Annotated in this window: 13 protein-coding genes; 2 read left to right on the top strand and 11 right to left on the bottom strand. The window is 42.6% G+C overall.

Going from position 1 to position 14,861, the window contains the following annotated elements; translation table 11 throughout:
• Position 1: 1 nt before the first annotated feature.
• The 10 genes from DUT71_RS12390 to DUT71_RS12345 all read right to left on the bottom strand — a co-directional run bounded on the left by DUT71_RS12390 (position 2) and on the right by DUT71_RS12345 (position 12,348).
• Entirely contained in the window at positions 2 to 1,228 is a 1,227-nt protein-coding gene (locus tag DUT71_RS12390; RefSeq protein ID WP_113662848.1) for a nucleoside permease, read from the bottom strand.
• 79 nt (positions 1,229 to 1,307) lie between these two features.
• The gene (locus DUT71_RS12385) at positions 1,308 to 1,988 is read right to left on the bottom strand and encodes a 3-keto-disaccharide hydrolase (RefSeq protein WP_113662847.1); all 681 of its coding nucleotides are present in this window, start codon (positions 1,986 to 1,988) and stop codon (positions 1,308 to 1,310) included.
• Positions 1,989 to 2,109: 121 nt separating this feature from the next.
• Positions 2,110 to 3,558 carry a Gfo/Idh/MocA family oxidoreductase gene (locus tag DUT71_RS12380; RefSeq protein WP_113662846.1) on the bottom strand — a complete coding sequence of 483 codons (1,449 nt, stop codon included), beginning with the start codon at positions 3,556 to 3,558 and terminating at the stop codon, positions 2,110 to 2,112.
• A gap of 109 nt (positions 3,559 to 3,667) precedes the next feature.
• Positions 3,668 to 4,054, bottom strand: a complete 387-nt coding sequence (locus tag DUT71_RS12375; protein ID WP_113662845.1) for a c-type cytochrome — start codon at positions 4,052 to 4,054, stop codon at positions 3,668 to 3,670.
• 50 nt (positions 4,055 to 4,104) lie between these two features.
• Positions 4,105 to 5,157, bottom strand: coding sequence for a sugar phosphate isomerase/epimerase family protein (locus tag DUT71_RS12370; protein ID WP_113662844.1), 1,053 nt, complete (start codon positions 5,155 to 5,157; stop codon positions 4,105 to 4,107).
• 8 nt (positions 5,158 to 5,165) lie between these two features.
• Positions 5,166 to 6,323 (bottom strand): Gfo/Idh/MocA family protein, encoded by a 1,158-nt coding sequence (locus DUT71_RS12365; RefSeq protein WP_113662843.1) that lies wholly within the window; start codon positions 6,321 to 6,323, stop codon positions 5,166 to 5,168.
• Between the two features lie 89 nt (positions 6,324 to 6,412).
• Complete coding sequence (locus DUT71_RS12360) at positions 6,413 to 8,116, bottom strand: GMC oxidoreductase (RefSeq protein ID WP_113662909.1); 1,704 nt, start codon at positions 8,114 to 8,116, stop codon at positions 6,413 to 6,415.
• Positions 8,117 to 8,151: 35 nt separating this feature from the next.
• Positions 8,152 to 8,736, bottom strand: coding sequence for a gluconate 2-dehydrogenase subunit 3 family protein (locus DUT71_RS12355; protein WP_113662842.1), 585 nt, complete (start codon positions 8,734 to 8,736; stop codon positions 8,152 to 8,154).
• Positions 8,737 to 8,873: 137 nt separating this feature from the next.
• Positions 8,874 to 9,968, bottom strand: coding sequence for an SGNH/GDSL hydrolase family protein (locus DUT71_RS12350; protein ID WP_113662841.1), 1,095 nt, complete (start codon positions 9,966 to 9,968; stop codon positions 8,874 to 8,876).
• A 259-nt stretch (positions 9,969 to 10,227) separates the two neighbouring features.
• Complete coding sequence (locus tag DUT71_RS12345; protein ID WP_113662840.1) at positions 10,228 to 12,348, bottom strand: prolyl oligopeptidase family serine peptidase; 2,121 nt, start codon at positions 12,346 to 12,348, stop codon at positions 10,228 to 10,230.
• Between the two features lie 144 nt (positions 12,349 to 12,492).
• Between DUT71_RS12345 and DUT71_RS12340 the strand changes: the two genes are divergently transcribed.
• Positions 12,493 to 13,437: an NAD-dependent epimerase/dehydratase family protein gene (locus DUT71_RS12340; RefSeq protein WP_113662839.1), complete on the top strand. Its 945-nt coding sequence runs from the start codon at positions 12,493 to 12,495 to the stop codon at positions 13,435 to 13,437.
• 113 nt (positions 13,438 to 13,550) lie between these two features.
• Positions 13,551 to 14,279, top strand: a complete 729-nt coding sequence (locus DUT71_RS12335; RefSeq protein ID WP_113662838.1) for a YebC/PmpR family DNA-binding transcriptional regulator — start codon at positions 13,551 to 13,553, stop codon at positions 14,277 to 14,279.
• A 120-nt stretch (positions 14,280 to 14,399) separates the two neighbouring features.
• Here the strand turns inward: DUT71_RS12335 and DUT71_RS12330 are convergent, their stop codons facing one another.
• The gene (locus DUT71_RS12330; protein ID WP_113662837.1) at positions 14,400 to 14,858 is read right to left on the bottom strand and encodes a DUF1569 domain-containing protein; all 459 of its coding nucleotides are present in this window, start codon (positions 14,856 to 14,858) and stop codon (positions 14,400 to 14,402) included.
• Between the last annotated feature and the right edge of the window lie 3 nt (positions 14,859 to 14,861).

The raw sequence follows: 14,861 nt of genomic DNA, 5'->3' as shown, positions 1-14,861 counted from the left end.
GTTAGTTAGATTCTGTTTTTGTCTTGTCGTTAAATAATAAACTGAATAGTAAGAATACTACAAAAGCTATGCCTGCAGGAATGCTCCAAATCATTTTCCAGTTTTCAACGCCGTTTATTTTGTACATTTCGGTAATTTGCCCGGCCACGATAAAGCCAATCAGCATGCCTACGCCATAGGTAGCTAACGTGATCAAGCCCTGGGCTGAGCTTTTAAACTTATCGCCAGCTTTGGAATTGGTGTAAATTTGTCCCGAAACAAAGAAGAAATCGTAACAAATGCCATGTAGGGCAATACCTAAAAGTAGCATAAAGCTCAATTCACCAGCATTTCCAAATGCAAAAAGCAAATAACGTACTGTCCAGGCCAGCATACCTACCAAGATGGTTTTTTTGAACCCGAATTTTTTAAAGAAAACCGGAATGGCCAACAAGAACAATACTTCCGATACCTGGCCAATGGTCATTTTCCCCGTTGGGTTATCCATTCCAATTTTGGAAAGGAATAAGTTGGCGTTCTGATAATAGAAAGCTAAAGGAATACAGATTAAAATAGACGAGATAAAGAAAATCAGGAAGTTCTTGTCTTTCAATAACTTTAAAGCATCTAGGCCTAATATTTCAGATACTTTTATCTTTTCTGTTGATTTGTTTTTAGGAGGGGTTTTAGGCAGTAAGAAACTGAAGATACCCAACGTTAACGAAGCCACAGCCGACATTAGGAAGGTGTTTTTAAGCGCACCGTTAGCGGTAGCTTCTTGAGAATCCCAGTGGAAGAAATAACTGATCAGTACGCCGGCCAAGATCCAGCCAATGGTGCCCCAAATCCTGATATTGGAAAACTCTTTTTCAGGGTCGCCCATTTGATTGAAGGATACGGAGTTAACCAAAGCTAAAGTTGGCATGTAAAGCACCATGTAAACAAAAACATAAGGATAAAATACGCCGATGTCGGTAGCATTATACATTTGGTACATTAAAACGGCACCTGCAATATGTAGAATACCTAATATTTTTTCTGCGTTAAAGTACCTGTCGGCAATTAACCCTATAATAAACGGAGCAATAATGGCTCCCCAAGATTGTGTAGAGAATACAGAACCAATTTCTGGTCCCGAAGCACTGAGGTTCTTGTCCAAGAAGGTTCCTAAGGTTACAAACCATCCACCCCAAATGAAAAATTCGAGGAACATCATAAAGGATAGCTTGAAGCGTGTTGTTGAGTTCATGTTTAGTTTTGTTAAGGTTTAAGGTATGGCATAAGGTGTAGGGTTTAAGTTTTAACCTAACGCCCTTTACCTTCAAGCTTTATAATTCTTTAATTTCAATGTTGCGGAACCAAACTTCATCGCCATGGTCCTGCAAAGCGATTTTGCCAGTTTTGTAGGTGCCAAAGCCTTCCCATTTGGCAAATTTGCTACCTGCAATCAGGTTTTTCCAGTTATCGTCCCACATGGTGGTTTCTACTACTTTTTTGCCATTTAGTTTAAGGGTTAGTTTGCCCTTATTGCTGATGATTTCGGCCAAATTCCATTCGCCAACCGCTTTAACAGGTTCGCTTTTGCTCTGGATCATGTCGTACAAATCGCCAGCACGGTGTTTGTTGATTTTGCCATCAGCATGGCCATCGTTGTCAATCACCTGCATTTCAGGCCCTGTTAAATAGGTTTGTTTGTATTTGGCAGGGTCTTCGTGTACAAAAAAGATAATGCCGCTATTGGCCTTTGGTGCTACTTTCCATTCTAGTTTTAAATGGAAGTTGCCATACTCTTTATCGGTTACCAAATCGCCACCGTCTTTATTTTTTAGCTTGGGGTCGAAATGTAAAACACCGTCTTCGGCATTCCAGGCTTTGCCTACGAAATCTTTTCCATAGGTATGCCATCCTTTGGTGGTTTTGCCGTCAAAAAGTGGGATGAAACCTTTGGTCTTTTGTGCTTTTGCGCTAATTGTAGCTACCATAAAGGCTGCTATTAGTATTTTTTTCATTGAGTAATATTTGAATTTAAACACCCGGTCTTCGACCACCCCTCAGAAAGAGGGGAATGGCGTGGTGAAATTCCCCTCTTTCTGAGGGGTGCCTGAAAGGCGGGGTGTTCAAGTTTATTGTTTATTTCTCTCCTAATTTCCAACCTTCACGGTAATCTCTCTTCACAAACTGGTTTACATCGTCGAAGTTGGTGACTTTCATCTGATCGTTATCCCATAATAATTTTCTGTACCTGCCCGGGAAGCTCACTTTGCCTTTATCGTTTATTCTCTGAATATCCGCAGCCCTGATTGCCAAGTTGGCCATCAATAAACACTCTGTTAACGGACCTGCAATTTCAAAAGGAGAACTCAGTTCTTTTTTTCCATAGCCAGCAATGCAAGCTTCTACCCATTGGCCATAATGACCATTTGCCTGATTAGGTACACGGGCAAATTTTTGTGCTACGTTAAGGTTTTCATTTTTAGAGAGAGGCAATAACCTGGCTTTGTCGCCATAAGTGTTGGCCATCATTTTGCCCTTGGTGCCAATAAACAGGGTACCATTGCCGCCATCGCCAAAAACTTCATCAGCACCTAATTCATCAGGTCGGGTAGGCTGTATGCCTCCATCCATCCAGTGTACGGTAACATCGCCCTGCGTTTTATCTGTTTTAGGGAATTTTAAAGTAACATGGCTTGATGGCGGACAGCTTTCCGGGAAATATCCACGTTTAAACTCGTCGACATATACAGAGCCTACGCTGGCTTCTACTTCTGTGGCGTATTTGAGGTTAAGGACGCTAAATGGCGCTTCAAGCAAATGGCAGCCCATATCGCCCAGTGCACCTGTTCCATAGTCCCACCAACCACGCCAGTTAAAAGGCACCAACTTCTCTACATAATCTTTGTTAGGGGCTGTTCCCAACCATAAATCCCAATCCAATTCTTTTGGAACTTCAGCTTTGTTTTTTGACCAAGGAATGCCCTGAGGCCAAACTGGCCTGTCGGTCCAGGCATAAATGGTATGTACATCACCAATTAAACCGGCATCGTACCATTCGCGTAACAAACGAGGGCCATCATTACTGGCACCTTGGTTGCCCATTTGCGTAACTACCTTGTATCTTTTTGCAGCGGCAGTTAATATACGGGCCTCGTAAATGTCGTGGGTCAGGGGCTTTTGTACATATACGTGTTTGCGCAATTGCATGGCCGCTAAGGTCTGTATCGCATGGTTATGATCAGGGGTTGATACGGTAACAGCATCAAAATTTTTGTGCTCCTTGTCATACATCTCACGCCAGTCTTTATAAAACTTAGCTTTTGGGAAACGCTTTACGCTGTTTGCCGCCCGGCGAGTGTCCACATCGCATAGGTAAGCAATTTCGGCTTTGCCACTTTCGTGTATCAAACGTAAATCGCTATCTCCTTTACCTCCAACGCCAACGCCAGCCACAATCAGTCTGTCGCTTGGTGCTAAAAAGCCTTTGCCGCCTAGTACATGACGAGGCACAATGGTAAATGCAGCAGTGGCTACAGCCCCCATTTTTAAGAAGTTACGCCTGCTCTGGTTATTGTCTTGGTTCATACTTTGGTTTTGGTTGGTTTATTTAGTTCATTGGTTCACTCATTCATGAGGATGTGCTAAATTATAGATCAAAAAGCGGCTAAAACTTGGAACATACGACCTTAAATCTTTATTTCTTTAAAGATAAGATATACTTTGCCATGAGTTTAGCATCATTTGCAGAAATTTTTGGGTGTGGGGTCATGGGAATTTTTCCCCAAACGCCTGAACCGCCTTTGATGATTTTATCTGCTAAATAAGCAATGTTTTTATCGTTGCTTGGATATTTTTTAGCAATATCTGTATAAGATGGCCCAATCAGTTTATTGATTTTGTGGTGGCAGCCTATACAGTCAGATTTATTGATCAACAGTTCGCCACCGCTCATTTGTGCCGTGGCAATTTTTGGAGCAAGATTGCCGTTGATGTTTACTGCTGGCTCGTTCTCTTTAGGTGCGCTGGTAAATGAAGCCATGAAAATTAGGGTAGCTCCAAGAATTAAAAAAGTTCGTTTCATGTTGTGTTTTGTATTAGGGGGTGTTAAGTTAAAAGTCAAAAATTAAAAGCTTAAATGCCGAGTATTTTTTTGTTAAATGCGGTGTCGCTTCCAGAAGCGGCAAAATCGTCAAACGCTTTTTGGGTAACGTTAATGATGTTTTTTTGAATGAATGCAGCACCTTCACGCGCTCCATCTTCTTGGTTTTTAATGCAACATTCCCATTCCATAACGGCCCAGCCCTTGAAATCGTACTGTGCCAATTTGCTGAAAATGGTTTTGAAATCTACCTGGCCATCGCCTGGTGAGCGATAGCGGCCTGCCCGGTTGGCCCAGCTTTGGTAGCCGCCAAAGGTTCCTTGCCTTCCCGTTGGATTAAACTCGGCATCTTTGACGTGAAAGGCCTTGATTCTTTCGTGGTAAAGATCGATATACTGAATATAGTCCAGTTGCTGTAGCACAAAGTGCGATGGATCATATAGCAAGCAAGCCCTTGGATGTTGGTTCACTTTGTCCAGGAACATCTCATAAGTAATGCCATCAAACAGGTCTTCTCCCGGATGGATTTCATAGCAAACATCAACACCGGCCTCATCAAACGCATTTAAGATAGGGAGCCAACGTTTAGCTAGTTCGGTAAAAGCTTCATCAACGAGGCCCTCCGGACGTTGTGGCCAAGGGTGAAAAAATTGCCATAATAATGAGCCGCTAAAGGTAGCATGTGCATTTAATCCCAAGTTTTGGGAAGCCTTTGCAGCATATTTAAGCTGCTGTACAGCCCACTCCGTACGTGCCTTGGGATTGTTTTTAACTTCAGGGGCCGCAAAGGCATCAAATAATTCGTTGTACGCGGGGTGAACTGCTACCAGCTGACCCTGCAAATGCGTGGAAAGCTCGGTAATTTTTAGGCCATGTGCAGCCACCTTGCCGCTCAGTTCATCGGCGTAGGTTTTGCTTTCTGCGGCCAGTTTCAAGTCAATAAACCTAGGGTCCAAGGTAGGCATTTGGATGCCTTTGAAACCTAAATCAGCGGCCCATTTACAAATCGAATCAAGCGAATTGAATGGGGTTTGGTCACTGATAAACTGTGCTAAAAATACTGCAGGTCCTTGTATTGTTGTCATTGTATTAACTAAACTATAAAATCATGCCATTTTTGCGTCGACTCGCTCGATGCTACGGCATTTTCAATGAGTGCCATGCCTCTTACACCATCGTAAACGTTAGGGAAATCCAACATTTGTGGGGTAGGTTGTTCGTTGTTGAGCTTGGCGTTTAAAGTAAGGGCAAAATTTCTGTAGATATTGGCAAAAGCCTCCAACAAACCCTCCGGATGCCCTCCCGGGGTACGGGTATTGTGCTTGGCAAAATCGCCCAAATAGCCACTCCCGGCCCTATAAATTTCGGTAGGTTTATTTAACCATTTTACCAGCAGGGTATTAGGCTCGTGCTGGAACCACTCCAAGCCACCTTTTTCGCCATAAATTCTGATATTAAGGGCATTTTCTTCGCCCGCCGCTATTTGCGAGGCAATTAGCACGCCATTTGCACCATTGTCAAATTTCAGCAGGATGTTGCCATCATCGTCAATGGTTCTTCCTTCTACCACAATATTTAAGTCGGCACAAATTTGAGTAATTTTTAGTCCCGAAATATATTCTGCTAAATGTGCCGCATGAGTACCAATGTCGCCAATGCAACCACTTTTTCCCGATTTTTTAGGGTCGGTTCGCCAAGCGGCCTGGGCATTTCCCTCTCTTTCGCTCAAGGTGCTTAACCAACCTTGAGGATATTCTACAATGATTTTTCTGATCTTACCTAAAGCACCTTCTTTAACCATTTCTTTGGCCTGTTTTACCATTGGATAGCCTGAATAGGTGTGGGTAAGGCATAGGGTAAGTCCAGTTTCTTCCACTTTTTGTTGCAGCTGTTTGGCTTCTTCCAAAGTTAAAGTCATAGGTTTTTCGATTACTACGTTAAAGCCGTGCTCTAGGGCCATCATTGCCGGGGCAAAGTGGGCAAAGTTGGGCGTTACAATAGTCACAAAGTGAATCCTTTCATTTTCAGGGAGTGCACTTTCTTTTTTGATCATTTCTTCATAGCTCAGGTAAGTTCTGTTTTCTGGGAGGAATAACATCTTTCCCGATTCAATGGCAGTTTCTGGATGGATACTTAGTGCGCCGCAGCAAAGCTCAATCAATCCGTCCATATTGGCGGCAATGCGGTGTACAGCGCCGATGAACGCATCTTTGCCACCACCTATCATGCCCATTCTTATTTTTTGTCTCATAATTCGAAGGTTGTAGGTGATAAGTAATAAGTTTTACGTTGCATTTGGCAGATTCAACTTAAAACTTATAACCTACTACTTAAAACTTATTAAAGGTTTCCTTTTTTCAATTCGTTAACCGCGTGATCAGCAGCGCGGGCGGTTAGGGCCATAAAAGTGAGTGATGGATTTTGGCAGCCAATGGATGGCATTGAAGCACCATCGGTAACAAAAACATTTTTCACTTCGTGTACTTGGTTCCATTCATTTAGCACCGATGTTTTTGGATCCTTGCCCATTCTGGCGGTGCCCATTTCGTGGATAGCCATACCCGGATAACAATCATTGTCGTAGGTTTTGATGTTTTTGGCCCCTGCAGCTTCCAGCATTTCGGCGGCATCATTCATCATATCAATACGCATTTTCTTTTCATTCTCCTTGTATTCGCAATCAATGGCCAGTACAGATTGTCCCCATTTGTCTTTTTTCGAATGATCGATATACACACGGTTTTCATAGTACGGCAACATTTCGCCGAAACCGCCAAATCCCATTCTCCATTTGCCTGGCCTGGTCATTTTTTCCTTAAAATCGGCACCAAATGATAGCTCGGCAATATCGTTTTGCCAGTTTTGTCTGGATGCACTGCCTTGGTAGCCAAAGCCACGTAGGTAATCGCGTTTATCTTTTCCAACGTTTCTGAAACGAGGCACGTAGAAACCATTGGCGCGTCGGCCATAGGTGTAAAACTTATCAAAGCCATCGAAATCGCCATTGGCACCACAACGGAAGTGGTGGTCCATTAAGTTATGGCCCAATTGTCCGCTGGCATTTCCTAAACCGTTGGGATGGGCATCGGAAGTGGAGTTTAATAAAATAAAGGTAGTGCCTAAAGTTGAGCCGTTAACAAAGATGATTTTCGAGTAAAACTCCATCGTTTTGTTGGTTAACGCATCAATTACCATTACACCTTTTGCCTTTTTGGTGTCTTTGTCGTAAATAATATGGTTTACAATGGAGTAAGGCCTTAGGGTAAGGTTGCCCGTATCCATTGCGGCTGGTAGGGTAGAGGATTGCGTGCTAAAATAAGCGCCAAATGGGCAGCCGCGACTACACAAGTTGCGGTATTGACAACTGCCGCGGCCATTGTGAGGCACCGTTAGGTTTGCGGTACGGCCAATGGTCAATAGGCGTTCGTTGCCCCATTTTTGCTTGATGCTCTCTTTTACGGATTTCTCCACAATGTTGAGGTCCATTGGAGGTAGGAAATGCCCATCGGGCAATACTTCGTGCAGGCCTTCGTTTTGGCCGCTGATGCCCGCAAATTTCTCTACGTAATCGTACCAAGGGGATAAATCCTTATATCGGATTGGCCAGTCGTTCCCGAAACCGTCTTTAGCATTTTCAGAAAAGTTAAGATCGCCTAAACGATAGCTTTGGCGGCCCCACATGAGGGATTTTCCGCCTACGTGGAAGCCCCTGTACCAGTCAAATCTTTTTACTTCGGTGTATGGACATTCCAGATCGTTTACCCACCATTTCTCTGTAGCTTCGTTGTAGGGGTAATCTCTTTTTTGCACCGGATGGGTTCTCTTCATTTCTTCGGTCAGCCTTCCTGCGTGTTTAATGTCCCAAGGGTTTTTCATCGCAGAGTCGTAGTCTTTGATGTGTTCAATATTCATTCCTCTTTCGAGCAACAATACTTTCAAGCCCTTTTCGGTAAGTTCCTTAGCGGCCCAACCACCACTGATACCTGAACCCACTACGATGGCATCATAAGTGTTTTCGGCTTTTAAATTTATATTTAAGTTCATTGTTTTTGTGTTTTGTTTAGGGAAAAAAGAGGTTTTTAGGTTGCCCAAGATTTTTGGCCTGGTTTAAGTGGGTAGGCACCATCGTAACTGCCTGGGATGAGCACATACTCGCGGGCTTTGGTGCAGCCAATTTCTGAAGAAAAATATCCCAAAGAAGTAAGGTCTCTTACGGTAGTAAAGAAATAAGCAAGGTCAACTTTTTCAGGGATTTTGTTGGTTTTTTGATCCAAGGTTTCCTGTCTCAGGGTAGTTAGCATTTTCCTGCGCTCTGCCAGTGGAATTAGGGCGAAACTTTTGCCATAAGTTTTTTTGGTACGTGCCTCAAAAGCAGCCAGTCCGTTGTAGAAAGATTGCTGTTGTTTTGCCGGATAGCAATCGGTGATCATCATTGGTATAAATTTACCAACTCCCGCAGCTTTGGCTCCTCCAGATGACTTGGTGGTAGGGATAATGACGTCGGCTATTTCGGTGAGCGTTTTGAGCTGCTCTGCGCTAAAATTGACCGCATTTTTTTCACTTTCTGGTAGGGTGTAGCTACTGAACAAGATGTCTGTTGTTCCAGCGGAAATAGCCGTTCCTAACAATATAGCTACATTTCTGAGTGCTTCTCTTCTGTCCATATTACTGGTATATATTGGTTCTAAGTGTGTTTTTTACACTATATAAAATTAGGTAATTATAGTGATTTAAAATTAGTAAGTCAATATCTGTTATGAATTTGGTACAATGTTGGTAACAAATCGTACTATTTTAGCACTTATTTGATTAGGTATTGAGCAAGGATGTTGGTGATTTTCGGTGCCAGTTGCTCCGTCATTCTATAAAAACCAAGATCGCTGGGATGGGTCCCGTCGGTAGTGGCATCATGGTCGTCACCCAATAGTTTTTCGGAGGTAATGAGGTAAATATCTTTCATTCCGGCATTTTTTAAACGGTTAAATGCCGCCGTAATTTCTTCGTTCTGTTTTTTAACATGACTTTGTACGGTTAAGTCAAAATAGCTATGCTCCCTAATAATGGTTTGGATTATGATGATAGGTGCTTTGGGGTGTTTTTCCCTAATGGTTTTAACAAAATATTCGGCTCTTTCCTTAATTTGTTCTGGCGATGGATTTGGAATACAATCTAAAATGAAGGCATCGGCTTTTATATCGCTTACCATTCTGGCGGCCGCTTTTTCCATTTTTGCATTGCCGCTAATGCCCAGGTTCATAAAGTATAGGCCTGTTTTTCGGGAAAGCATGGTAGGATAGGCCATGCCGGGCCTGCTTGCGGCTGCGCCATGCACTATGCTGGAGCCATAAATCACAATCTTTTTTCTGAACGGGTTTTCAATGCCCACGATTTTACTGCCTTCGGCAGTACCAATTTCCAGGCTTTTCAGTTCATCATATAGCGGTAAAAAGAGCATACATTCCTTTTCGCTGTTGTCCATGTTTTTGGCAATGGTAAATTCATTGCAGGTAGCGCTGGGCCTACCAACTCCGGCAAATTGCCATTTTCCGTCTTTTTTAATGTAAAGATCTAAGCCTTTTTGGGCAATATGTGTCATGTTGTTCCCTGGTTTCTTGTCTGTTACGCACCATTTGGCCCCAATAGCTGTGCTGTTGGTTTTGAAGCAAATGGCCAGCCCCGCCGAATTGGTGAGCAACTGTTTTACTACTGGCGGAAGATCACTGTATTTAGCGGTGTCAATGCGGTGGTAGGCGTTGGGCGTATTTTCGGCTTTGCCATAAAGGTAAAAATGGCTTGCATCTTGGAAAACCAGTTTTTGAGCTGCAACGGGCTTAAATAGGACTAGGAACAGTAGGAAGAGAAGATAGAATCCGGCTTTTGATTTGCTTTTGTTCATTGTTGGGTTTAGATAATTTTATTTATAGTGGCTTTTAAGTGAAACGAAATAAATCTTACAATATTTAAGAATAAAGATAACTAAAATTAATATTAGGAAAATATATCGAAATGATATGATGGAAAAGGGAATAGACTAATAAAAAATGATTTCGATGTTGATGCTGTGCAAAATGATTTGTAGGCTGCTTGGTGATTATCTTTAAATAAAAAAGGCATAGGAATGAACCTATGCCCTTTGAAGAATTTTGAAAATAAAACTACTTAAGCTCTCTAACTCCCATGTTAAACAATGTAAACGAAAGGATATCCGCAGCTTCCTCTATGGTTTTTGATACTGGTTTTCCGGCACCGTGACCGGCGTTGGTTTCAATGCGGATTAATACCGGATGGTTGCCTTTTTGTTTGGCCTGTAGTTCGGCCGCAAACTTAAAGCTGTGCGCCGGAACTACGCGGTCATCGTGGTCGCCGGTGGTAATCAGGGTAGCGGGATAGCTTGTGCCAGCCTTTACATTATGTACAGGCGAATATTTCATGAGATATTCGAACATTTCCTTCGAATCTTGGGCGGTTCCATAATCGTAGGCCCATCCTGCGCCAGCGGTAAAGGTATGGTAGCGCAGCATGTCCAGCACGCCTACCGCCGGAAGGGCTACCTTCATCAGCGCTGGTCTTTGGGTCATGGCAGCACCAACCAAAAGTCCACCGTTGGAGCCTCCACGAATGGCCAAGTAATCGGATGAAGTATATTTTTGGGCAATCAGATATTCTGCCGCTGCAATAAAATCATCAAATACATTTTGTTTTTTCATTTGGGTGCCATCGTCATGCCACTTTTTGCCGTACTCGCCACCACCACGTAAATTTGGCACGGCATAAACACCACCCTGTTCCAGCCACACCGCATTTGAAATGCTGAACGCTGGCGTAAGGCTTACGTTAAAACCTCCATATCCGTAAAGAATGGTAGGGTTATTCCCATCTAACTTTAAGCCTTTTTTGTAGGTAATGATCATGGGTACTTTGGTGCCATCTTTTGACGTATAGAAAACCTGCTTGCTTTCATAACTGGTGCCATCAAAATCAACTTTAGGTTTCTGGTACTCGACAGATTTTCCGTCCTTTGGCTCAAAAGCGTAAATAGTGCCCGGGGTGATGTAGTTAGTGAAGGAATAATACAGGGTCTTGTCATTTCTTTTGCCACCAAAACCTCCTGCGGTACCCAAGCCGGGCAGTTTAATTTCGCGGAGCATTTTCCCTTCGTAATCGTATTGTTTAACCTGCGAAACGGCATCCTTCATGTAGTTGGCAAAAATATAGCCAGCGCCAGTAGATACCGAAAGTACGTTTTCGGTTTCGGGAATAAAGTCTTTCCAATTGGCCGCTTTTGGACTGGCCGCATCAACGGTAACCAGTTTTTGGTTGGGCGCTTTTAAGTTGGTCACGATATATAGTTTGGTGCCCACATTATCTAGGATATAACTATCGCTGTCAAAATTATCCACGATGTTCACAATTTTGCTATCCGGAATGCTGAGGTCTTTAAAATACAGCTCGTTTCCGGAAGTAGAGTTAGCGGCAGAAATCACCAGGTATCTATCGTCTTCGGTAACGCTTGCACCTACATATCTTCGCTTTTCATTCTGTCCAAAAACCACTTTGTCGTCTTTTTGGTGGGTACCCAATTGGTGGAAATACAATTTATGCTGATCGGTTTTAGCCGAAAGTTGGCTGCCTTTTGGTTTGTCGTAGCTCGAATAATAAAAGCCCTGGTTGCCAATCCAGGCAATGCCGCTAAACTTTACGTCTACCAATTCTGCTTCCAGTTTTTTCTTGCTAAGGGCATCCATAATGATGATTTTGTTCCAATCGCTGCCAGCTTCCGAAATGGAATAGGCTACCAAAGATCCGTCTTTGGAAAACTCGACGGTCGCTAGGGAAGTCGTACCATCTTTCGAGAACGTATTGGGATCAAGAAATACTTCTTCTTTGCCATCTTTGTCTTTTCGGTACATCACCGATTGGTTCTGCAAGCCGTTGTTCTTAAAGTAATAGGTATAGTTTCCCTCTTGTGAAGGGGCCGAAATCTTTTCATAATTCCAGAGTTTTTCCAAGCGGTCCTTCATTTCTTTTCGGAAAGGAATTTTTTCCAGATAGCCAAAAGTCACTTTATTTTCGGCTTTTACCCAAGCGGCTGTTTCGGCAGATTTATCATCTTCCAACCAGCGATAAGGATCATTTACTTCAGTTCCAAAGTAGGTGTCAACAGTGTCTACTTTTTTTGTTTCGGGATATTTTAACACGATGGGTTCTTCTTTTGCTTTTTCTTTACAGGACAACAATACTGATGCCGTAATAATGGTTAATAGTAATTTATTCATAAGGATTATATTTTGGTTATGGCTAAATTAACAAATCGATGGTAATTTATATAGCAGAGACGTGATTGGCAAGGCACAACTCCACTCATTTTTTTGATTTGCTTTTGAGCCATTTTTTTACCTTTGTCAAACTTCAGTTTATTCATGAAAGATAAGATATTAGTTTTAGGCTCAAATGGGCAGATAGGTACCGAGTTGGTTACGGCTTTACGGGCTGGATATGGCAGCAACAATGTCATTGCTTGTGATATCCGACGTCCGGATTATGAAATTAAAAATGCAGGACCGTTCGAGTTTGTGAACGTGTTGGATAAGGATATTTTAAAGGCCATTTTTGAAAAGTACCAACCTACACAGGTTTATTTGTTGGCGGCCCTGCTTTCGGCAACGGGCGAACAAAACCCTAAATTAGCTTGGGACTTGAACATGAACGGTTTGCTAAACGTGTTGGATTTTGCTTTGGCATACAAAACGGCAAAGGTTTATTGGCCAAGCTCCATTGCCGTTTTTGGCCCTAATTCTCCAAAACAGCAAACACCCCAATATTGTACCATGGACCCTAACACCATTTACGGTATCAGTAAACTGGCTGGTGAACGTTGGTGCGAATATTATCACCAAAAGTACGGTTTGGATGTAAGAAGTATCCGTTATCCGGGATTGATCAGCTGGAAGGCTGCACCAGGCGGCGGCACTACCGATTATGCTGTGCACATATTCCACGAGGCCTTAAAAAAGGGAAGCTACGCGTCGTTTTTATCGGCAGAAACCGAATTGCCCATGATGTACATGGACGATGCCATTAGGGGAACCATTGAATTGATGGATGCACCAGCAGATCAATTGAGCATTCGCTCTAGCTATAACTTTGCCGGGGTAAGTTTTACACCCGCAGTATTGGCCACCGAAATTAAAAAGCATATTCCTGGCTTTAACCTAAACTATGCCGAAAATGATCCGAGGCAACAAATAGCGGATAGCTGGCCAAAATCAATTGACGACAGTTATGCGCAAAAAGAATGGGGCTGGAAGCCAGAATTTGATTTGGCAAAAATGACTGCCGATATGTTAACGAACTTGAAAAAATAAACTAAGGTATAGGTTGTAAGGTATAAGATTTAGGGTGTAAGGCATAAGGCTTTTGTCTAACTACTAGTCCCTAAAAACTAACTACTAACCACTAACCACTAAGTACTAAAATAATGGGAAGAGCATTCGAATTTAGAAAAGAAAGAAAATTTAAACGTTGGGCCAAAATGGCGGTTCAGTTTACCCGTATTGGTAAGGATATTGTAATTGCGGTTAAAGAAGGTGGCCCACATCCAGAAACCAACTCCCGTTTACGTACCGCTATCCAAAACGCCAAGGCCGTAAACATGCCCAAAGATAGGGTAGATGCCGCAATTAAGCGTGCTTCTGATAAGTCGATGGCTAATTATGAGGAGATTGTTTACGAAGGTTATGCGCCACATGGTGTTGCCGTATTGATTGAAACGGCAACGGATAACACCAACCGTACGGTAGCCAATGTTCGCAGTTATTTTAATAAAACCAATGGTTCTTTGGGTAAAACCGGTTCTTTAGATTTCGTATTCAACCGAAAATCTATTTTCAGGTTTGTGCCTACTGACGATTTGGATTTGGAAGAGCTAGAGTTTGAATTGATTGATGCTGGTTTGGAAGAACTTTATGTAGAGGCCGACGAAGAAGGAAATGATGTGGTAGTAGCTCAGGGTGCCTTTGAGAACTTTGGCCCGCTGCAAAAAGCATTGGAAGAAAAGGGCATTGAGCTAAAGAGCTCTAAATTGGAGCGAATTGCTTTGTCGCACCACGAAGTAACCGAAGAACAAGCGGCAGATGTATTGAAGCTGATTGATAAACTGGAAGAGGACGATGACGTTCAGGCGGTTTACCATAACATGGCCGAGTAAGCTAAGTTGAAAATTTTTGAGCCTCGCAGGTGTTTAGTTCCTGCGAGGCTTTTTTATTTATAATTTTTACGATCAGCGCTTATAGGTTTTCAACCCATGAGCGTGTGCTTTTCTAGATTTTTACACTCCAAATTGTTTCAGGTGGTGATCTAGATGTTTGTAGAACATATTATTCCATTCATTATCGCTTAAAGGCCCAAATGAATGGGAAACTTTGCCATCAAAAATATAGGCACCCAATATTTGCGTTTCACTAATGTAGTCGATTAAACGTTTTTTTTCCGTTTCAAAATCCTTCTCGCTACTCATGATAAATGCTGGTGCTGTTTTAGAATTTTTAGGATATGGTTTATCCGTAACTACCATTTTCTTTACAAAGGATTTCAAGATGAAACGCATCAAGAAACCTGGTTTTGGATGTTTATCGGTATAAACCATTTCGTAGGCAACGCAGCAATGCGCCAACATTTGGGCCACACTCATTTTGCCCCATAACGGTTGTGAGCTTGGTGTTAACTGGTTAATCCTGTCAATCACGCCTGTGGCTACTTCCTTGGTAAAGATATTAGGTAAATCCATCAG

Source organism: Pedobacter nanyangensis (assembly GCF_003313505.1).
Lineage (GTDB): Bacteria > Bacteroidota > Bacteroidia > Sphingobacteriales > Sphingobacteriaceae > Pedobacter > Pedobacter nanyangensis.
Note: the sequence above shows the minus strand (reverse complement) of the source record. Positions and strands in the feature narration are given on the sequence as shown.

Excerpts from the sequence above, each read along its gene's own strand:
- DUT71_RS12340 (WP_113662839.1), top strand. The coding sequence starts at position 12,493 with ATGAAAGATAAGATATTAGTTTTAGGCTCAAATGGGCAGATAGGTACC.
- DUT71_RS12350 (WP_113662841.1), bottom strand. The coding sequence starts at position 9,968 with ATGAACAAAAGCAAATCAAAAGCCGGATTCTATCTTCTCTTCCTACTG.
- DUT71_RS12355 (WP_113662842.1), bottom strand. The coding sequence starts at position 8,736 with ATGGACAGAAGAGAAGCACTCAGAAATGTAGCTATATTGTTAGGAACG.
- DUT71_RS12380 (WP_113662846.1), bottom strand. The coding sequence starts at position 3,558 with ATGAACCAAGACAATAACCAGAGCAGGCGTAACTTCTTAAAAATGGGG.
- DUT71_RS12365 (WP_113662843.1), bottom strand. The coding sequence starts at position 6,323 with ATGAGACAAAAAATAAGAATGGGCATGATAGGTGGTGGCAAAGATGCG.
- DUT71_RS12345 (WP_113662840.1), bottom strand. The coding sequence starts at position 12,348 with ATGAATAAATTACTATTAACCATTATTACGGCATCAGTATTGTTGTCC.
- DUT71_RS12370 (WP_113662844.1), bottom strand. The coding sequence starts at position 5,157 with ATGACAACAATACAAGGACCTGCAGTATTTTTAGCACAGTTTATCAGT.
- DUT71_RS12335 (WP_113662838.1), top strand. The coding sequence starts at position 13,551 with ATGGGAAGAGCATTCGAATTTAGAAAAGAAAGAAAATTTAAACGTTGG.
- DUT71_RS12375 (WP_113662845.1), bottom strand. The coding sequence starts at position 4,054 with ATGAAACGAACTTTTTTAATTCTTGGAGCTACCCTAATTTTCATGGCT.
- DUT71_RS12360 (WP_113662909.1), bottom strand. The coding sequence starts at position 8,116 with ATGAACTTAAATATAAATTTAAAAGCCGAAAACACTTATGATGCCATC.
- DUT71_RS12390 (WP_113662848.1), bottom strand. The coding sequence starts at position 1,228 with ATGAACTCAACAACACGCTTCAAGCTATCCTTTATGATGTTCCTCGAA.
- DUT71_RS12385 (WP_113662847.1), bottom strand. The coding sequence starts at position 1,988 with ATGAAAAAAATACTAATAGCAGCCTTTATGGTAGCTACAATTAGCGCA.
- DUT71_RS12330 (WP_113662837.1), bottom strand. The coding sequence starts at position 14,858 with ATGGATTTACCTAATATCTTTACCAAGGAAGTAGCCACAGGCGTGATT.